This window comes from Ruegeria sp. CDSA077, assembly GCF_059612265.1.
The window spans coordinates 84597-105774 of the sequence record NZ_JBXWQG010000011.1 but is presented as its reverse complement, the minus strand read 5'-3'; the positions used below and the strand labels follow the sequence as shown (position 1 = coordinate 105774).

10 protein-coding genes and 3 pseudogenes are annotated in these 21178 nt (G+C 52.5%); 4 read left to right on the top strand and 9 right to left on the bottom strand.

Annotated features, from left to right (window positions below; genetic code table 11):
* Positions 1–321 precede the first annotated feature (321 nt).
* Positions 322–690 carry a response regulator gene (locus tag AC2FLE_RS17590; protein ID WP_496698648.1) on the top strand — a complete coding sequence of 123 codons (369 nt, stop codon included), beginning with the start codon at positions 322–324 and terminating at the stop codon, positions 688–690.
* A 13-nt stretch (positions 691–703) separates the two neighbouring features.
* On the opposite strand, the gene AC2FLE_RS17585 is transcribed toward AC2FLE_RS17590, so the two are convergent.
* From AC2FLE_RS17585 to AC2FLE_RS17570, 4 genes and pseudogenes are all read right to left on the bottom strand, one after another.
* Complete coding sequence (locus tag AC2FLE_RS17585; RefSeq protein ID WP_496698647.1) at positions 704–2314, bottom strand: adenylate/guanylate cyclase domain-containing protein; 1611 nt, start codon at positions 2312–2314, stop codon at positions 704–706.
* A gap of 3 nt (positions 2315–2317) precedes the next feature.
* On the bottom strand, positions 2318–4801 hold the full coding sequence (locus AC2FLE_RS17580; protein ID WP_496698645.1) for a response regulator: 2484 nt from the start codon (positions 4799–4801) through the stop codon (positions 2318–2320).
* A 127-nt stretch (positions 4802–4928) separates the two neighbouring features.
* Positions 4929–5048 (bottom strand): annotated as a pseudogene (locus tag AC2FLE_RS17575) (IS6 family transposase); the annotation flags it as partial.
* An 86-nt stretch (positions 5049–5134) separates the two neighbouring features.
* A pseudogene (locus AC2FLE_RS17570) lies at positions 5135–5251 on the bottom strand (IS5/IS1182 family transposase); the annotation flags it as partial.
* A gap of 157 nt (positions 5252–5408) precedes the next feature.
* Between AC2FLE_RS17570 and AC2FLE_RS17565 the strand changes: the two are divergent.
* The 3 genes from AC2FLE_RS17565 to AC2FLE_RS17555 all read left to right on the top strand — a co-directional run bounded on the left by AC2FLE_RS17565 (position 5409) and on the right by AC2FLE_RS17555 (position 10466).
* Positions 5409–6320, top strand: a complete 912-nt coding sequence (locus tag AC2FLE_RS17565; RefSeq protein ID WP_496698643.1) for an alpha/beta fold hydrolase — start codon at positions 5409–5411, stop codon at positions 6318–6320.
* A gap of 575 nt (positions 6321–6895) precedes the next feature.
* On the top strand, positions 6896–8092 hold the full coding sequence (locus tag AC2FLE_RS17560; protein WP_496698642.1) for a trypsin-like serine peptidase: 1197 nt from the start codon (positions 6896–6898) through the stop codon (positions 8090–8092).
* 745 nt (positions 8093–8837) lie between these two features.
* Positions 8838–10466 (top strand): pentapeptide repeat-containing protein, encoded by a 1629-nt coding sequence (locus AC2FLE_RS17555; RefSeq protein WP_496698641.1) that lies wholly within the window; start codon positions 8838–8840, stop codon positions 10464–10466.
* Between the two features lie 318 nt (positions 10467–10784).
* Here AC2FLE_RS17555 and AC2FLE_RS17550 read toward each other — a convergent pair whose 3' ends face one another.
* The 5 genes and pseudogenes from AC2FLE_RS17550 to AC2FLE_RS17530 all read right to left on the bottom strand — a co-directional run.
* On the bottom strand, positions 10785–11348 hold the full coding sequence (locus tag AC2FLE_RS17550; RefSeq protein WP_496698639.1) for a hypothetical protein: 564 nt from the start codon (positions 11346–11348) through the stop codon (positions 10785–10787).
* Complete coding sequence (locus tag AC2FLE_RS17545; protein ID WP_496698637.1) at positions 11335–11640, bottom strand: hypothetical protein; 306 nt, start codon at positions 11638–11640, stop codon at positions 11335–11337. Before AC2FLE_RS17545 ends, AC2FLE_RS17550 begins: the two co-directional genes overlap by 14 nt.
* Before the next feature lie 170 nt (positions 11641–11810).
* Entirely contained in the window at positions 11811–14873 is a 3063-nt protein-coding gene (locus tag AC2FLE_RS17540) for a hypothetical protein (RefSeq protein WP_496698636.1), read from the bottom strand.
* Positions 14874–15197: 324 nt separating this feature from the next.
* A complete protein-coding gene (locus tag AC2FLE_RS17535; protein WP_496698634.1) occupies positions 15198–20477 on the bottom strand; it encodes a hypothetical protein in 5280 nt (1759 codons plus the stop codon).
* A gap of 277 nt (positions 20478–20754) precedes the next feature.
* Positions 20755–21018: pseudogene (locus tag AC2FLE_RS17530) on the bottom strand (tyrosine-type recombinase/integrase); the annotation flags it as partial.
* Positions 21019–21178 lie beyond the last annotated feature (160 nt).

Genomic DNA, 21178 nt, shown 5'->3' with positions numbered 1-21178 from the left:
CGATGAAATTCGCTGAGAGGCAAAGTTCCGATAGTCGAACGAGCCTGCCCTGACCTTGACCATTTGCACGAGCATTCGCAGCGACCGCGCAAGTCGGTATAATTGCTGAATGTCAGATCTGGTCCGACCCGGCTTTCAAAAAATGAACCTTCGGTGGCTATTGGCGATCAAAATACACTTTGTGTAATACTGAATTGATGAAAGACTGCAGCAGTCGAGATGGTTTGCACAATCTTGCGACTTAGCTGGCGTCTTGAACGTTGATCTGGAACCGCTCAATATTGTGTGCAGTCAAAACGCGCTAAGGCGCAAGGGGGGATTTTGACTAAAGTTCTGTTGGTGGAAGATAACGAAATGAACCGCGATATGCTTTCGCGCAGATTGGCACGTAAGGGGTTCCTCGTCGTTGCCGCTAAAGATGGGTTGGAGGGCGTATCCATGGCCGGCAGCGAATCTCCGGACATCATTTTGATGGATATGAGCTTGCCGGAAATTGATGGGTGGGAGGCTACGCGGCGTATCAAGGCAGAGCCCGAGACCGCCTCGATCCCAGTGGTTGCCCTGACCGCGCACGCAATGGCCAGCGACCGGGAAAAGGCGCTTGAGGCAGGTTGCGATGACTTCGATACCAAGCCTGTCGAACTCGACCGCTTGCTAGAGAAAATGGAAAAGCTTCTGCCTGCCTCTTGACGACGCCGGTCTACTATAGGTTGGACCTGCGTCCGAGGACATAGAAGGTTTTGGCCTGCCCTTTGCCCTTTATCCTTACGTCCATGGGATCAGATAGCTCAAAGCGATGCGCAACCCGCCTCGCGGTTTCCTCTGAGATCTGGATGCGGCCCGGCGAGCCTGTTGATTCAAGACGACTGGCGAAGTTCACTGTATCTCCCCAAACATCGTAGAGGAATCGATGCGACCCGATTATTCCGGCAACTACGGGTCCACTGTGAACGCCAATCCTGAGGTGCATGGGGTAATCCAAATCATGGTTCAGCGCTTCGATTTGAGATTGCATCCGACGTGCCATCTCAACGATCACCTCAGCATGGTCGCCCCGGTGATCAGGCACTCCGGCGGCGACCATATACGCGTCTCCGATTGTCTTGATCTTTTCGACACCAAGTTCCGATGCGGTTTTGTCGAAGCCTGAAAAAACCCGATTAAGGTATTGAACCACCTGCGCGGGTGGCAATTTTGCCGACATCTCCGTAAAGCCAACGATGTCCGAAAACAGGACAGTCGCATCGTCATGACGATCGGCAATCGTAGTCTCTCCGTCGTTTAAGCGCGTCACGATCTTTTGCGGCAGGATACTGTGCAACAGGTCTTTGTATTTCTGCTTCTCTGCCTCCATCTGCGATAGATACAGGCGCTCTCGCTCGCGCCACTGCCCTTTCTCAAGCGCGGCGCTGATCCGGGCTTGCAACAAGATTGGGTTGAATGGTTTAGGAAGGTAATCCTCTGCACCGACCTCAATGCAGCGGGCGACGCTTTCAATCTCATCGAGGGCGGAAATCATAATGACCGGGATGTCGCGCCAGTCATCGTTTTCTTTTAACTGTTTCAACACATCATAGCCGTTGATGTCCGGCATCATGAGATCAAGCAGAACCAGATCGAAGGCTTGTTGAGACAGCTTTTCCAGGGCTGGATACCCCCCGTCGGCGGTCCAGACCTGATGACCATCCCGTTCGAGCCGTCGGGCCAAGAGCGTCCGGTTGGCTTCCACATCATCCACGACCAAGATGGATCCGGCCAACGAAGCAGTCTTCGTAATCGGATCAACCAAGCGCATGCTTTGAGCGAGACTCGCGAACATCGCGGCCGTGCCGTGCGACGCCTCAGGAATTTTCAAGCCATCGCCGGATGAGTTGTCGGTCAAAGAGGCGAGGACATCAATTTGCCGCAAAAGAGCCTCCGTGTGCTCCAGCAACCCGCGCAGATCTGCCTCCAGATGTCCTGCGTTCAGGTCATCCAGATCTTCAAGCAGCATTTCGCTGTAGCCTTTGATCGCATTCATAGGCGTGCGCAAATCGTGACGAAGTCGTTTCACGCCTTCATCGCCATTGATCGTGAGTTTCGAGACCATACCCTGATGCAGAAGCTGGTCCACAAACACACTCAGCTCGGTCGCGGCTTGGGAAATCCGACCTAGATCAGTTGCGGCGTCCTTCAGGGCAAGGCGGTTGGCTTCAGATTCGAGAAACTCACATAGCCCGACGATCGCGCTAACCGGCGAGATCAGGTTCTGGCGCAAGTTTGCCAGCCACATGGCCCGATCTTGCTGAGCCTCGGGATCAAGAAAGTCGTTCACAACCTATGTGTCCCCGGATCGCGAAGTTGGCAGGATTTCGTTCAACCGGCTCAGAATGGTTTCGATTTCATCCCCATCCTTGCGGATCAAGGTCTGGACCGAGCCATTCAGGCGCGCGCGGTCTTCGCGGGACAGGGTTTTTGCAGTTACGATGATAACAGGAATGTCTTTCCAGTCCGGATTCTTCCTCACCCTTGCCAAAAATTCAAAACCATCCATCTCGGGCATCATGAGATCCAGCAAAATCACGTCCGACACAGCTTCAGAGAGACGTTGAAGCGCGTCCAATCCGTTGACCGCCTCGTCAATTTGCCAGGCTTCCCTTCCAAGAACACGGCAGATCATTTCACGCGTAGCGGCTTCGTCCTCGACAACCAGCACGCGTGGGGTCGACACGATGGGGCAATGCTCTTTGAGAGCACTCAGCAGCTCGACAGTGTCGATCGGCTTACCCAAGTATTCGCTTGCGCCCAGCGACAATCCGCGGGTGCGATCTTCAGCGAAGGTCAGCATGATGACAGGTATGTCGGCCAGTTCCGGGTCGTCTTTCAGTTTAGACAACACGGCCCAGCCATCAATCTCGGGCATGAACACATCCAACGTAATGGCGTCAGGCTTGGTCTTTCGTGCCAGCTCCAACGCTTCCTCGCCTTTAGTCGAGGCAAGAGTACGATATCCTTCCCTGCGCATCCGTCGTCCCAAGAGGTCATGCACTGTCGGATCGTCGTCAATAAGCAGAACCAGTGGAGCGTTTGGGTCGCTGTTTGGATCGTCCTCTGAGTGCCCTGTGTCCCGCAGAATGTCTGTTGAAGGATCACGGCAGACACTCGGAAGGCGAATGGTGAAAGTTGACCCTTTGCCGAGAGTACTGGCGCAATGAATGTCGCCACCCAGCTGCTCGCAGAAGACCTTGGTGATCGACAGTCCCAAACCCGTGCCTCCATAGTTGCGTGTAGTGGAGGAGTCCGCCTGAGTGAAAGCTTCAAATACCTTGTCGACTTGTTCGGGTGACATGCCGATGCCTTGGTCGGCTACTGAAAATTCCAGTTGATCTGTCTCCTTCGACCGAACAACCGACAAGTTGATCTTCGCGTTTTCGGTGAATTTGCAAGCGTTGGACAGAAGGTTGAGTAATGCCTGGCGCACCTTGGTCAAATCACAGACCATTTCCCCGACATCTTCGGAGCACAAGACTTCCAAGGTGTTGTCGTTCTTCTGGGCCAACGGGTGCACTGTCGCGCTGACATCTTTGATCATCTGGTAGACGTCGAAAGTTTCCAGATCGAACTCCATCTTGCCAGCTTCGATCTTGGACAGGTCCAATACGTCGTTGATCAGGGCAAGCAAATGTTTTCCGGCGGATTGTATCTTCTTCAAGTCGCTCAGGTTTGCGTCATCCTTCTGGTCGAAGGCTTCTTCCAGCATTAGTTCGCTGTATCCAATAATCGCATTCAGCGGTGTGCGCAGTTCGTGGCTCATATTAGCAAGGAAAGTGCTTTTGGTCTTGTTAGCGGTTTCTGCTATATCGCGGGCCACCCGCAACTCGCTCTCCACCCGTTTTTGCCGCGTAATATCCCGACCGTAGATATTCGCGTATCCTCCTTCCGGAACCGGCCACAGCAAAAGAGAATAGGTCTGACCACCAGCTTTATACTGGAAATCTGCCCGTTGATCTTCCTGTAAACCCTTGGCAACACGTTTGCGCCAACCCGTTCCCACTCGATCACCAACTTTTAGCTGCAGCGCTTCGATTAACGGAGCGCTTGCCTTGTTTGCATAAGTCAGTTCGCCCTGATCGGTGATACGCAACACCGGGTTCGGGTTCTCTTCCGGGATGCGCGCCAATTCACGTATCCGGTTTTCGGCCTTAAGCTGATCGTTCAGCGCCTTAGTATTGGCCAGCGTCAACTTGATGCCGTTGATCGCACTTTTTCTGGTTAATAGCGTTAACTGAGTAATGACCAGAATCGTGCCCAATATAGTAAGCGTATTAAAATACCATTCCAGGGGGCCCCATAGAAGCATGGACAGCCAAGTTAGAAAAAGAACTGGGCTTGAGAAGCCCCAAGATACCCTGAGTGAAAATGTTGTGGAGCCGCCAAATGCTCCGATAAATGCAAATAGATATAGAACCATCTGCTCATGCGGCGCCAAAACCGGCATCATAAAAAAGTTGAAGCTACCCCAGCCCGTTCCAAGGATCAGTGAGGTGATGAGAATAACCTTCAATCGCCTCTTCGAGATTGATTTGGGTCTTGGTTTGTTACGCAGGGCGTAATAGCTTTTCATCCCCATCACATTCATGATCAGCAACATGACTAGAGATGCGATAGCGGCCAGTGTCAGGTTCGAGGGACCGATCTGCAATATCATCACAGCAAATGCCATCAAGAAAGACAGTGCAAATACAGGCGTCGTCGATGCAACATCCAGTGCTTCGTGAATGCGTAATTCGCCTTCGTAGTCCTGTTCTTGTTCGTCCGGCACGCGCTTCTCCCCAAAAGCCGTTCAATTTCAGGTCACACAATCAGGTGCCACCTCAATCTGGCAAGGATTATCTACGTTGCACTGTTGATTGTGTTCATTGCACATGACCACGTCCCAAGGCTTCGGGTACACCTCGCTCCGCCATGATCTCTTCCAGTTCGCGGTAGGAAACACCGTATCGAACGTAGAAGAATACTGCGAATAGGATCACATCTTTCGGATACTGTGCGCCTTTCAAGGAAATCATGAGCTGGCTTTCGACTTGGTATGACCGACAGTCATTCATTCGTTAATTCCGAAAGCGTCAATGGCCAAAAGTTTGCAACGGAACCTGAAGATAATCCCGCTCAGAACCCGTTTGTCATCAACCCGAGGCTTGCCGTGCGACTTCGGGAAGAAAGGGGAAAGCTTGGCCATCTGCTCGTCGGTCAGCCAGAAAAGGTCGCTCATATCACCGCTCCGTTTTCCAAGCCGTGAATCACGCAGCGCATCGAAAATCAATGCATCCTGACCCTAACTCGTTCAGTGTTCGCCCGTGATTTGCGAAATCGGGTAATTGTGCCACTCTACATACTATAAGTTCGTAGACTTTTATTGGGGTGGTTTGATGTCCTTGTTTTTTTCGCGCCGGCGCTACAACAGCTCGACTCGCAAGTTCACGCGCGCGAGGTCCAAAGACACACGATACGTTGATTGGGCCGCGGCCAGTGGATTAAATGAAATCGTCAGCCAGGCCGAGTGGTTGAAGCGGGTGGTTGCCGCTGGAGGTGACAAAGGTGTTGTGATCTTTGTTCACGGCTTCAATACGTTGCAATCGGATATGCTGGCTCGTTTGGTCAAGATTGAGAACGGTTTGGCGCAAAACAATTTTCCGGGCGTCGTTGTCGGGTTCGACTGGCCAAGTGAAGGTCGACCGACAGCCTACAATCCTGACCTGGAGGATGCCGAAGCGGTTGCTCATTCCCTCGTAGAGGATGCCATTTTTCCCTTGCTCGGTTTGTCACCACCACCGAAAGTACATATCTTTGCGCACTCCATGGGTGCGCATCTGACATCATTTGGATTTGGGCAGTTCGGAGATGGGGTTGGGCCCGGCAGCAAATGGATGTTGGAACAAGTGTGCTTTGCATCCGCTGACTTAGCGGCAGAGGCCATGGACAAAGGAAATCAGACGGCGTTGGTGATGGAATATCGATCTCGACGATTGACCAACTATCACAACGGTGCCGATGATATTTTGAAGTGGTCACGTCGTATCAATGGCTTCAAAGACCGGTTGGGGCGCGCGGGCTTGCCACCCCAAATCTCGCAAGAACATTTCGATGTCGACTGTGAGCCACGTTACAAAACTTTCGCCAAGCCAATTGATGATGGAGACGTTTACTCGCACCGGTGGTGGTTTGATGATGAGAGTATGTTTTACAAAGACTTGGCCTTGACCCTAAAGGGGAGAGCCCCCCATCAGATGTCTACTAGAGAAGGAACTCCTGCCAAACCAAGGCAAGTGATGAAAGCTTAAATTACTTCCTGTCAGGCTTCGACTTCTCGGATTTGAGGTCAAAAAGCCCAAGTGGCGTGAAAGCAGTACGGAACCTTAGAAAGGTTGAACTTCCGCATAGAAGCCAGCCAATTGAGTTTGGCTCCATTGCGCATAGTGTCGGTTTGAGCAACCCCCGGTTTGCTCACTCAGCGAATATCCGCATTGCGGATTGCGGGCGCAGCAATTTCGCATCTTCTCGAACGACGGGAGTGGGCCGCGAGTTTCTGGAACGCATTACGGAAAGGATCAGATGCTGCACTACCTCCGAAGTCGACTACGAGCCCAAATTGTTCAATGCTGGACCATGCACGAATGTCCGCTCCTCGGGCTGCGGCCAAAAGCGTGACAAAATCAAACCGAGTTTTGCCCTGGGGTTTGTGGTACAAGGTTTCTCAATGCTTGCGGGTGGATCGACGCAAGAAACAAAAACGACCGTTTTTGAGCAAATGGTTTTAACCAGGGGTTTTTGATATTTTCACCTGAAAGTTGTCCAGAGCGCGCGCCTGCCGTAAGCTTATGCAATGCCCTTAGCCTCTCAGTGCAAGGAGAAAACATTGAATTCAGACGATATTGATATTCTGTCGAACCAAGAAATTCCTGAAAGCATACGCGCGAAAATTGCGGAACATATACTTGGTGCGGATGACCGTGAGGCCCAAAGAACGCTTGAAACTGAGCGGCTCGCATCAGAAAGAACAAAATTTCTTTGGAATACTCCAGTTGTCGCGGCAGTAGCGGGCATTCTAACCCTTACAGCAACTTTTGTTTTTGAACGCCTTACTGCCAAAGACGAAACCGTTAACACGATTACCTTGGAGGGAGTTCGAAACGAACTAGGAAAAAGTGAAGCCCGTTTGAAGCAAGAATTGGAGCTTGCTGCGAGCGAAAACCTTGCGAAGCTCGAAGCTGAAGCCAGAGAAAGAGAGTTTCAGTATGAAATCGTACGTTCCGAGCTTACAAATTCTGAAAAATCTAATGCTGAGCGAGCTGCTGTCTTACTTTTTCTTGTGCGAGCTGGAGTTCTAAGCACGCTCAACGAAGATGAACTTAGAGAGATGGCCGAACAGCAAATAAAACGGCCGGATGCAACCATTATCCCTCAACTCAGTCCTTCGCAGCAGTATCTAGGCGGTATCGTTGGCCCCGACGATTCTGGTCTCGTGTCGGGGTTTGACGTTGATCATCCCGTCCGTCAGTTAGCTCGATCTGTAGGTCGGTTGAAAATAATGGATGCAAATCAGCCAGTTAGAATTTGCACCGCATTTATTGTATCTCAGGATCAGATCGCAACGGCTCGGCATTGCGTTGATCAAGAATACCAACGTATACGTTTCGAGCTCTTCCCTGACGGTCTGGAAACTTCAATCTCGGAAGGAGAGTTCGAAGTCTACGATGTTTCAGATGAGGACCCAAAAATCTACCGAGATGATGGAACGGGTGGATACGCAACCTTGCGTCTTGAGCAACCAATTAGTGATGCGTTCCGACCCCTCAACACTGACCCGAGCACCGGCGCAGAAGGCGTTCAATTGGGTGTTATCTACATTCGTGGGGGCAATGAAAAAAGGGCTGTTTGGGGCGCAACAGATTGCAAGGCTCTCAAGTGGGAGAATGACCTCCTCTACCACCTTTGTGACACCGGTCCAGGGACCTCAGGTAGCCCAATAATTGATCTTGAAACGAACGCCGTGGTTGGAGTTCACACACGGCGTAGTGAGTTCGGAGGTGTTGCTTACCGAATTGTGGAGTAAAGCTATGTTCAGGCGAGCCAGCGACAAGTCCCTTTAGTTTATGTCATTGGCGTAAAAGACCATTTTTGATCCGGCCCATCATCCAAAGCCGATATATGCACAGCAGAAGCAAAAGCCGGCAAAGTCCCGCGTCTGGCTCATTGCTTAACGAAATTTCGCTGCGCACAGCACGAATGGCCGCTCCTTGCGCCGCATTGCAGTGTTCAAGATGATGCGCTCGCCGCAAAATCTATGCTGCGTGCGCAGGCAGCATGAATTTCGAACTCACGGGTTGGGCTCGCTGCTGACCTCGGTGCCGTTGCAGCAAAGCCCCCTGCCCCGCCAATTGCTGATCACGAGGACGGCCCATTCCGGACACTGAGCACCCAGGCAAGATTCTGCGGTCGCAGCCCGCTTTGCGGTCATTTGCTGCAAGTGCGAACTCCCGGCTCTGTCGAACTCACACATCGCAGGACAAAGCGGTTGCTTATGCTTTCAATATGAACGACCGGTCTTGTACACTTCGCAACACCTACGAGAAATGGCATAGGGGTGAGCAGCCCTTTACTACGACAGCAAACCGTTCAGACCTGAGAGTCCCCATGTCTTTAGCTTCAAAATCGTATAATGTCCTGCAGTCATTACTGGATCGGAGCAAAAGGTCACTTCGTACGGTCTTGTGCTCTGATTCGTGTAAAATTTGATGGCCGAATGCCTTGCTGGCTTAGGTTTAGATGGCCGTAAACACAACCGATAAGGGCTTGATATGGTGGCAAAAGAATCAGGGCTTCCTTCAGAACACTTATTGAAGATGGTCGAAGCATTATCAAAGTCAGCAAGAAACACGTGGCTGGCAATACTTACTGGTTGTGCAATTGGCGCTATAGCACTTGCTTCCACAAGCGATGCAGAAATTCTCACCAATGCCGAGACTCTGAAACTTCCGTTTGTAGGCAGCACAGTCGCGCCACAGAACTTCTTTCTTTTTCTATCAATACTGATTGTTTTAGTTAGTGTTTACTTCTTCTCAGTTTTGTCGAGGCTGTGGTGGTTCTATTCAGAAATAACCAAAGGACATTCCAAGGGCGGAGTTGGAGACGTTGTTACACCATGGTTTGGGTCCTTGACCCTCGCAACGCACTCCTCAGACCCATACACGTTTGTGGTCAAGATCGTATTTGCAATTTCGATCTTTGGGGTGCCACTCGCCACAGTCGTCGCGCTCGGTGGTAGCTATGTCGATCCAACCATTTTCACAACGCTGATACACTCCCTAATAATTTCTATTATGGTGGCGTCCTCTTTTCTTACCGCACTACATATTTCTGGAAAAACCTCGGGAAAGTTGAGAGGATTACTTACCGGATGCGCTTTTTTAATAGTATTGATTGGTGCAGTTGCAATATCATTTTTGAGCTATAGTCGAGCTGGCCATATCAATACTTTTATGAATCAGATTTTAGAACTCAATAGGTATGACTTTTCCGGAATTTCTGATCAAGTCCCTGATTACTCAATACATCGCGAGGAATACTCTCGAGAATACTGCGGCGAGCAGGCCCTTCCAAACGAATGCGATGTCCATATTTTCGAGCAAATAGGTAGCTTCGTCCCGGCATTCCGTAAAGAAAGAAGAACGTTATTTGCCAACCTTCATCCCAAAGAGTTTCCTCGAATTCTATTGCAAGGCGCGCGCCTTTCAGAATCGAATATGCTTGGTTCCTTTATGGCCTTTTCAAGACTCGAAGATTCGACCTTAGTTTCTGCTAGTCTTCAGGGCGCAAATTTCTTTGGATCCAAAATCTATTCGGTTGACTTTGCAGGCGCAGATATTCGAATGGCAGATTTTGCAACGTCTGAGATTGTAGATTCCGACTTTTCAGAACTCGAAAATGCAGAGGGCGTTATTTTTATGGGAGCAAAATTGAGAAACGTATCGTTTGAGGAATCTAGGCTGTGGGGCGCCGATTTTCGGTTTGCTTATGCCAAGAACGTGGATTTCACGCTTGCCAATTTGCGTGGTGCTATCCTTAGCTATAGTTTCATCGCTGGAAGCGAGGCCGAGAAAGTTCAATTTGGCGGTGCAACACTGTTCCACCTCAAAAACACCGGCGGGGCATTTCGAAACGTTGACTTCTCAGAAGCAGTCCTTGGAGATGACGCGGATTTTCGAGACACTTTTGGAGATGGTTCAGTTTTGATGCCCTTGCAATTTGCGAGGCCATGCCAATGGGCTGAGCCCGACGTGGTTCTTGATGACGCTGAATTCTTCGGACGCTGGAAGGGTTGGATCCGCGCCCGTCCCTTTCCCGGCCCAACATTTGAGGAATTGGCTCCAGAACAATACAAGGACGTGGTTGCCATCGACCCGCCCGAGGGTTGCATTTGGTCCTGAGGTACATCTCAGTTTCGGTGTTTAGACTTATGTCACGGCGTTGATTGGGAGAAACATCTCCGCCTTTGACTTGAAGCAAGAACCGCTTTCGCGTCAGTTAATGTCCGGCTTATGACGCCTTGTGATTGTTCGTTCGCTCTGCAGAATTTGTGACTTTGGGCTCGCTGCCGACTTCGGTGCCGTTGCAGCAAAGCCCCCTGCCCCAATAGTAGCTGATCACGAGGGCGGCCCATACCCGACACTTGCCTTGGCGACCAGTGCCGCATTGCAGCTTCCTCAAAGCTGACCTTGGTGACTACGAAACTACCTATATTTTAGTCAGTCCCAACCAAACTCTTGGACAATGCGAGTTCTATACGCAGTGGCAATCTGGATTGGTGCTCTACGAACATACTCTTCGGCCCTATTAACGGAATGTCCCGTGAGGCCGCTGAGGTGCGTGATGACTTCCTCGATAGACGGATGATCGTTGTTCTGATCCGTGACTGGTGATTTTGGGGGAAGACCAGTCCATACGATGCCCGCGAAATCATGTTTTTTCGCCCAAGCCTCAACAAGTTCCGCACCATGGTGACCAGATGCTCCCGAACTCGTCCAGAATGCAGCATTCCTGTTGCTCGGGAGGCCTTCGCGCTTGGCAAGTGCGTCGCGCGCTTCCTCCAACGAAGTAGATGACAGAGTGTTCCAAAGTGTCGGGCAGAGTGTTCCCTGTTTGCACACAACAGGTGTCATGCGGCCATCGTTCGATTTTCGGGCGAACTCAAGCTGCATCTCTGGCCCATCTTCGCGCCATTCATGCGAAATAGGCAAGTCGCCGGGCTCCCAAATCAACGATCCCCAGCCAATGCAAGCAAACCTACCCAAATCCTCATTTCCATTCATTCTCGTGCCATTCGCGGATGGCTCTGGTCAGGTTTGACAATGCAAACCCACGGCTGGTCCGGACGTCGAGCATCGCAAAATCCTCAGCGAACTTCACAACACCATCTCCATTCAAGATGAACTCGAACCGCCCACTCGAATATTCGTCTTTGTGGTCGTAATCCACGACCCGCCAGCTTCCGAGAACTTCACTGTCGCGAGTAATGACGTCGCCATGTGCCAGTTTGGGTTCGTATCCACCGTCCATCCACTTATCGTGGCCGACGAAGTTTATCGGGTAAATCAAATCCATACATAGCAGGTTAGATCAAACAAAATGCAGCGCAAGTAGCAGCAAGGTGCCAACCCTTGATGTCGCATCGGCCCAATGCTGCCGTTGGAAGATGGGCTAAATTTGTCAAAAGTTCGTTAGTCGTCGAGATAGATGTTCTTCGGATCGTTTCGCACCGGGTGGGCTGCAATCTAATACTTGCTCGAAGGAACGGACGCCTTGGGGAACTGATTGCGCAGTTGTTTGGCTGTCTCGCGGATCACGCCGGGCCGCTCGATGGCAGCGGCAACTAGAGCTGCTGCCGCTCGGCGAGATTTCCCACCGGTGCGTAAGGCGTTTGCCCACGCAACCCTTGCTTTCTCCGGATTCAGCGCATCGAGCCCTTCAGCCATGACTTCGGGAGCGTACTCTCGAAGCGTATCTATGTAGAGATTGACGTCTGCGTATGTGTTAGCTTGGTCGCGCTCAAATCCTTCAATCATCTTTGGGAGACTTTTGCGAGCAACGTCAATTGCGGCTTCGGTTCGCAGCTGCGCGATCTTGTGCAGCGCAAATGCTGCTAATACCCAATCGAAAGTCATTGATCGGCCGATAGCGATGTCGGCTCCTGCATCGTAGGCTGCAAGTGCGGCCTCAGGAAATAAAGCGGCTACACGCGTGTCGACCACATTCATTTTTGCCGCGTGCCTCAGAAGCAATTCATTTATTACACTATGTGTGGCTTTCCGTTGCGAGGCGATGCACAGAATGTTGAGTTCTTTGTGGTCCAAATCCCGCCAGCCCTCACCTATCGTTCGCTCTATCTTGGGCCACGCTAGCTCGGCAGTTATTTTTTCGAATCGTTTTGAGTGAATTCGGCGCATCACCGACAAAATCGCAGCTACCTCCCCGAGGTCACGCCGTTTTGTCGAGGAGAATTGCTCCGCAATTGTCAACGGGTTCGCATTGCCCATGATCATCCTAGCAATGCGCGCTTCGCGGCTATTCCGTTTTGCCTGTTTCGACGTCGGCCCTAACGGTATCCAAACCTTTAGCACATGCCAAAATATATCGTGAAATTCGGAGAAGGCAGTCGTCGGGGCTTGCTCAAAACGTGCTGAAAGTTGGGACATGCCGGTGTCAAGTAAATCGAGCGCGTATGCGTGATCAAAGTGGTCAAAAACAGAGACAACTTCGACAAAGACCCAAATACGATCGAGTGGCCATGTGCGCGAAAGTGTAAGGAAGTGCTTTTTGTCCAGCGCTTGAAAAAAAGCATCTCTCCATCGGTCGGATACTCCGAGGCACAAACGCCCTAAAAGTTGCGTAAAACTGTATGCGTCTTGAGGAGTCGCAGCCGAGATCGCAGAGGAAAACGCCTCTGGATCGCAAAGGGCAATCAGTTCACGTGCGAATGTCTCGTCCTTGTTCCATACGTTGTTGATGAGGCTTGCCAATCCGATTCCGGACGGGTCCCTTGGATTCGAAAGCCAAGAACCTAGTTGGGATCGGTGTGGCTCCAAAGTCGAACGCGGCCAATTCAGCTCATAGGCCTCAAGACCCGTTAATAGGTTCGCTGCAAACGAAATCTCTTCGGCGGACTTGGAAATCCACGCCCGATCTTTCAACGCCTCGATTGTTTCATTCTCCAGCAACGTGGCCCTGCGCCAGCGAAAGACATCCAGACGGCCCAATTCAGTGAGAAGGAAAGCCACGCCATTGAGCGAAAAATCCTTATTCGCAACCACAGCTCGGCAATTTTTGATGATTTGCTGCAGTCGCTCATTTGTCTGACCCGAGATAATCTCTTTCAGCACCTCGACGGCGAACCACTGGTGCGGGCAGCGAATATCCGATTTGGAGATGATTAATCGATTGGTGGTCAGCCAATCAATTGCCTCGTCTAATTCGGCGTCAGAGATGGCCCCGGAAGCGCACAATTGGCGTACGTCTTGATAAGACGCGCGAGCGTCGCGGCTGGCTAATTGTCGCGTTGCGACTAGTGCTAACACGATATCTGCTCGAGCGAAGCGAGCGCTCGCCGCGATTTCCCTCGCCCTGCGCCAACCGCCCCCGAGAATAAAGCAGAACTGCCACGGTAGCTCCGAAGCATCCTCAGCGGAGAGAATACGTCGATCAAGGTCTGCATCCGCGAACCGGTCGCCGATATGATCATCCGCGCGACGCACCGCTACCAAAGTCTCTTCCCGTCTTTCGAGCAAAGTACGGGCGATCGTCTTAACCGCCCGCTTGGAGTCTAAGAAAATCGAACCGATTGGGAGGGCGGATCCTTCAACTACGTTGTGTGTAGAGAGTACACGCAACTCCTTGGTCGCTCTCTCTTCGAGGCGGCGTAGTGTCGCCGCAGGCATGAGATGAGCATCATCTATCAGAATGAGTGTTCTTTTGTTATCGTCCTCAAAGAGTGCGGAGGTAATGGGCAATTGCGGATCGTCTAGTCGCCATATCCGCCAACCTTGTTTGGCTAATTCGTAGGCGGTCTGAAAGGCGGTCACCGATTTGCCTGCTCCTGGAGTTCCCACCAATCGCGCCCAATAGCCGATTTCTAAGCGCTTCCGCGCTTGATCAGCTTCAATAAGACGGGGGCAAGCGACCGCATCGGCCGGTCCCAGCCCCTGGCCGAGCAATGCTGGACCGAGGTCGCGACTGGAATCAAAGGTTATCTCGCTCCATCCGCCAAGATTGGGAGGGTTTGCAGCATCTGCTCTAAGGCGGGACATGAGCAAGTCGACGTCCTTGGCCTTGGGTAGTGCGTGTATTGCGTCAACAAGGCCTCTCAGATCAAATGCATGCTCTGGAAAAAATTCTTCAATGACCTTGGGTGAGTTGGCCATTAATTCCTGAAGGTCCTCCCAAGCGAGCACCTGAACGGTAAATTGGCCTGCCTTTTCGCGCTCATCTGAAATGCGGCGAGCTTCAGCCTGCAACCTGGCATCGCGGGATGCTGTAGTTGCTAGAATCCAATGAGCCAGTGAAGGCGTGAACCTCTCAGCCTTTGCAATCTCAATTTCAAGCTCTTTTGTTTCCACAGCATGGCCGTAGCCAATATCCTTACCCTTGCATTGCACCCCATGTCGTGCTCGCAATGAGCTAGTTGCGGACGAATAAATGTCAACGCCATGCTGAGCCTGCCCGCGGCGACCATGCATCTCCGCGAGCGGATCGGACCAAACACCCTTAAAGATATGAAGGCATAGCCTTTCGAACGTTTCCCAATATTTTGGTGGCACAATCTGTTTGGCCTGAAATTCCACACGAATACCCGATCTATAAACACCTTTTCGAATGTGATATTGCGCAAATTTCTGAGGCTTAGTCCATGCCTACACGATCGTTGTTGGCATAGGTACGATTGCTTATTCATTCAGAAAATATTAGGAACGTGCGCTTTGCGATACGAACGTGTCACGACAAGTTGGCGCGAGTTAATTGTGTTTGAACAATCCAGCCAGCAGCGGTGTTAAGACCATCTTCCGTGCGTCAGTCGGATCACAGCGCAGGATTTAGATATTGGAACTGGTAATCCCGGGCTCAGTCGGCGTCGAGCATTGACGCAAATTTGAGCGGTTGCCACCTTATTACTTCAATGCAGCGATTCTCGCCTGAAGACCCATTGCAGTTTGCACCTGCGCCGCTACGAGCTTCGAGACAACAGAAATGACGGCATCGCGCACTTCGGCCTGCCTGAGAAGCTCGTCGGCATTCTGTGTGAGAATGGTGTCGACGGCCTCAACAATGTCGTTGCCTGTTCTGGACCTGTAAAACTTGTCAAGATGCGCAAGGGCTTCATTGATCCAACAAATGCCCTCTAGCCTTATGAAGCTCCCCGCGTCGGTCGTCAGAAAGTGGCTGAAGGTTGTCAGGTCATCTTCGTCGCGAAGTGCACCACTCTGCGCCCAGCGCCGGTGATAGTCTGCTAAATCCGGCAACCGCGCCAAGACGTCAGCCGCTTGGCTCAACTGGCTGTGTGCATAAAAACCGAGCAGATTCATGAGCATTCGGCGCCCACGAAACCAACGCCGACCCGAAGACCAGTTTGCCGCGAATGCATAGTCGAGCATGTCTTTCCAGGCCGCTACGAAACGGTCGGGATTCGGACGTTTATACAGGAGAAGGAACCAGCTACTGGCGAAGTGCTCAATTGCGTGGTGGCCATTGGGACCAATACTGAGGATTGCCCGCCATAATGGCTCGGAATCGTCCGGCGTGGTGGCCATAACATAGTTTGGAGCCACATTTAGGATCGCGTACCCCAATCCGCTGGGTAGATCATACTCCTCGTCATTTTCACCATCGTCGGCGTCACCGTCGCGCTCACCCTCCATACGCCATGCTTCAAAAGCCCAGAGATTTGCTAGCAACGAGTGGTTTTCAACTACTTTGGAGACGGATTCGACGCTTTCGATGTCGAGTAGCCAGGCATAGCCAGCCTCTAACGTATGGCTACTGAGCCCAGCGACTCTCCGCCCCTTGCCGCTCAGACGCGCTACTTGGTCTGGGTATAGTCGTGCACGCCGACGCTCCAACAAACGCTCTGCCCGGCGCGCGACGTTGGCGGGATCGACATTCGCGAGCGTTGCTTCAATTCTGAAAGTTGGCTGCGACCGAAGACGTGCGAGCCAGCGCTGCCAAATGACTGCACGATCCTCCTCATCAAAGCGAGGCGAAAGACGATCCAGAGCAGCAGCGAGCAACATTATAAAGTTCAGCCGATACCAGGCGGGTCCGAGACTAAGCTTGTGTTGATAGGCTTCGGTCATCAGCGTACCAATTGCACCGCGGTCTCCGCTGGTAATCACGCGGACCAATTCCGCATCCCAGGTTTGGGGGTCTTCTGCCGTTAATGCGGCATCCAAGGCTCCCATTGCTGCGAAAGAAAGCGCTTCGTCGCTTGTGGTGCGATCCCGCTCTTCGTCACCGGTAGCCTGATTGATTATTTGCCGGATGAGCGCTTCCGCACGTTGTTTAGCCTCCCGGTTTTGTTCTATCCAAGCTCTGCCACGCGCAATCAACGTGGTTGCGGCCGCCGCAAACATGACCCGTCTATCCTGCCCCTCTACTTCTGGCTCATCATCCTCGCTCGCTAGAAGGCCAGCGAGATAGTCGCAGTCAGCCTCGTCAAGCGGCCCAGTTTGCGCCAAAACCTGTCGGCACTGATGTGGTAAGGTGATCGGTTTCAACGTAACGTTGGCCTCGGATTGATAGGCAATGACATCAGCCTGCAAATCGTCGGGATAGACGAGTCTCGAAACCAACTCGCCGGTCTCTTCGTCCGGAACCTGATGGCGATTGGCGGGATCGAACTCGCTGAGCAACATGCGCTGCTCCAAGTGTTCTTTCTCATCTTCAGGGACCGCCCAGGCAGCGGTTTTGTTAAGAAGGTTTCGGGTGAAGTCGGCGTCCTGCGCCGTGAGGTCGCCGATGACTGTCCGGAATTCCAGCCGCCGATGCGGGGCGAGTATCCAATCTCGCGCTGTGTTGAAGATCACTTCACCCTGGCGGGACCAAGAGTAGGTGTCGAAGTTCAATTCAACGTGTTTGACCCGTCCATGGTCCCACCAATAGAGTTCCTCAATCCCAGCGAGGGGACGGAGCGGTCCGAGAAACAGAGAGGGCTGATATTTACCGGCATTGACCAGCACGCCGAGGATTGCGGTAGACCCGCCCAGCTCCAGTAGCTGCTCGCACAAGGGACCGATGTCTTCGCCGGCGTCGATCTTGAGGACCAGCCAGCGCTCAAGAGCGTCAAGCGCACAATTTAGCTGCCCATTGGACGTCGAATTCTTTTGGGACCAGCCAAAGTGCGACCAAGTACCAGAGAATCTATGGGGGGTTGCGTCGGAAACCCGTACTAACAGACCTGGTATCGTTGCTCCGGGCGGCGCTGCTGAAACGAAGCGTTCAACCACAAAACCTAGCAGTTGTGTGAGGGCATCAAGAGCCGCATCAGGCTGGGTGTTCAGGAAGGTGAAGAATGGGCTCTTCCAAAAAGCCGTCGGATAACTTTCGTGGTCGAATTCGAGCCCGAGGTCTTCATCCAAGCTAGTGGTGCGGCCATACTCTCGGACTGGCTGATCCTCGATGATACATGAGAGGAGCACCTCCGATGCAGCGGCAGGATCGGTTCTCATGAGCGGAGCTAGAGCATTTGAATGAAGTACGGCATCGCGGAACGCGTCAATTAGGCGCGCTTTTGGCCCTAGGGGCCAGGGTGGCAGCTCTTCGCGGCCGGATATGAAGATCGAACTGGGGGAACTCCGTTGTGGTGGGCTATCCTTCAAGCGGGCGAGGCGGGCCGCGTGATCGGCAGCACGCAGTGCGTCGAGGTGTGCCTGCGTTGCCACCGCCATTGGTCGACGTTGCGCCATTTCAAGGGCAAATGTGGCCACCTCCTCAGGCAAGTCGGGCGCTCCAGCCAATGCGGTTCCATAGATCAACTTATCTGTATCGCCGCCGCCGTGAAAACGGCGCGCAGTACTCATGACCTGTTCGGTGCGGGCCGTCTCGAGCGCCACTTTTGCCATGATATCACGAAGCGGCATCGGCTGTTCGCCAAGCATGTGCGGCAAATTTAACCAGACTTTGCAGACACGCGCTACAACCGGTGCGCCGAGGTTCCCAATCCTCGTCGCGTGCCGACTTAGGAAGCGGCCCATCGAACCCCAGCGCTCCAAGAGCGGGAAGCGCATTTCTGCTTCGAGATAAATGCGCAGCCCATTGTCGATGTCTGCATCGCTCGAGATGCTAGGAATTGTGGCTACATGGAGGAAGCGATGAAACAACCGTTTCAGCAGCGCGCCGTCATCCGCAAAAAAAAGTTCGATCCTGTCATCGAGACGTTGATCAAGACGCGCATCGAGACAAAGTGCGTCGAGCAAAACGTCGCTCGCCTCGATATTGCTCGCAGCAGTCGTCTGCTCAAACGCACGGTCCCAACCTTCACGCGCCTGATCGGGGAGATCGAGAAGATACTGCCCGAGCAACCGAAGAGCGGGAATCCACATCGGCTGTGGCGCTAGTGCGGACCATTGCTCGACGTCAAAGGCAATTTCCTTTAGCCGCTGATAGCGTGCCCAATCTGATGCAAGATCATGTTGAAACTCGATTCGATTGAGTGTGTTAATAACTAGCGGCAATTCAATCGACCTCTGATCGAATGCTGCGAGATCACCGCTATCGAGATCGCTGATCGCAAAGCTTCGTTCGAATGCAGCGTCGCGGACAGCAAGTCTAACGAGCAAACGTTGAAGCTGGGTTGCCGCTGATCCGATTGTCCATCGTTTCCAAAGTCGATCCGCAATCTCGGCGCTCGAAGTGGGTACTATGCTATTTTCCTCGCTAAACGAGGTTTCGGCGGCGACTACCCAGCCAAGTGTCCTGAGGTTGGAAAACAAGGGTAGTACCGTAGAATCTTTGGCGATCCAGGCAAGTGAAGGAACACTGCAAAGGGCAGCCTGGACTGCGACGTCCGAAAGTGCTGGGACCCGCAATACTGGAAAACCAGAAAGCACTTCAGCTGCGCGAATTCGTGTCTCAAAGCCTAGCTGTGTAACTAAGATGATCTGCCACGAATTGTTGGTCGCAAGCGCTGATACTAGGCCGACAAGCTGCCGGGTTTTGGTAGAGTCGAGTCGTTCGAGCGAGTCGAGGATTAGCACTTTGTGCTCGCCCGGGCTGCGATCGAGTATGAATTCGAGGTCGTGGTTGAGGCCCAATGAGTTTCGTTCCACTGAGCTCAACGCAGCAGCAAGGGCATCTGAGCCTAGCCATAGCTGGGATTCGCCGCTGAATTCATGATCCAGCACATCAGCAATCAACGCTGATTTTCCCACGCCGGATTCTCCTACAACGATGCAGGCCTTGGCCGCATCAAGCATTTGAAGCATTTGAGAAGACTCTTGACTGCGCTCGACAAGATAACCGTTAGGGAGCGCTGTCTCTACATGGGCACGTTGATCAAGCGAAAGGTTCAGGAGAGCTCTCCATGACGTGGCGATGCTGGGATGCGCTTTGAGTTCAAATTGAGTAGTTAATTCTCGGAGGAGATCGCTCAAACGATTAACACCGTTGCCCAATCGTGCGGTCTCGGCACACTTTACCAAGGCGTCCCACAACCTGCTGGCCTCTTCGTGGGATTCGGAACTGAGTGCCGATCGACACCGTTGCTTGGCTTGCTCAAGGCTGAATGACGGGCTGAGCTGAAAGTCGAGTGGGTAAACTTCAAGCTTCGCAATCAGCGCGATCGTTTCAATATCTGTCGGTAGCTCACCATTCGATTTGCCTGGTTGCTGGACAGAATCGAACATTTTTCGGTGTTTCTGGCTGGCGTTAACTCTGCCCAATGCCAACGTCGGGTCAGGATCTTCACACCAAAGTTTGAGATCGGACCAGACTGCGTCAAACTTTGAATTACGCCCGCGCGTCACTAATCCTATGCTGTCGGTCCTCCTATTGAAAGGAGAGCCTGCGCGCCAAAGATCCCAGGCTGCCACAATGAACTCGGGCGGCCAGCCGGTCGCAGTAACTTGGACATTGCTCTTGCAGGAAATCGCAAGCCTGCGCGGCTCGCCTTCAGCATCGGCCCCAACGCAGACGAGATCATCGATCCGCCAGCCCGCAGCTCCTGCTTGCGCGAGGATTTCGACCCCGGGCACCGCAATTGTCGGGATTGGCATGTCTAGCAAAAACCGGCTCAGAAGATCAGCCGCGACAAGGTCTTCGAATGCGAACCCCGAGCCTGAAGTGGAGCGGGTTGTCGCCGAATTTGCCCGCCTTTTTGCTTTCGAACCCTTTGTCATAGCCAACATATAATACTTCTTTAGGTCATCGCAGAAGCAGATATGTTTCAGATCAAGCAAACCTTGCCGGTCGTTGACAGAAATGCCAGCGGAGGCCCGGTTTCTTGGCGGCCTGTCCTAACTAGTTCGAAGATCGAGTTGGTTGCATTGAATGTCCGCTCTGTCCAAGAGCGCTCTGTGATTTCGCACTTGCAGAGAAAGTCCGGTTTCCGCCCTTACTACCCAAATATACAAGCCGCAGCATCGGTCAATACGGGCTTGAATCGAACAACTGCTGCGGCGCGAATGTGAGTCCGGTCCGGATTGGCGAACGGCAAGTGCCGCCCGCTAACGTGGTTCAAATGTCGATCTGCTCGGCGATGCTCAGCGCATCTTCAAGTTCGACACCAAGGTATCTGACAGTGCTGTCTACCATTGTGTGTCCAAGCAGGAGTTGAACTGCTCTGAGATTTCCGGTTTTGCGGTATATCTCCGCTGCTTTGGTCCGGCGCAGCAAATGGGCGCCGTATCCACTGGGCTCCAGCCTGATCGCCGCCACCCAATCTCGCACAAGTCGACCATATTGGCGTGTTGAGATATGCGAGCGGTCGTGAAACCGGCTCTCGGAAGTCAGCCGAGAACACCATTTCTGCCGATGCATTCGGCTGCTACCAGTCCAAAATGATCCATGCCACGATAGCCAAGAATGTCATCTAAGCGCAGCTATGCCGACTTTGCTAAAGTGCATACATGGCTCACGATGGACATTCGCCAATTCAAAC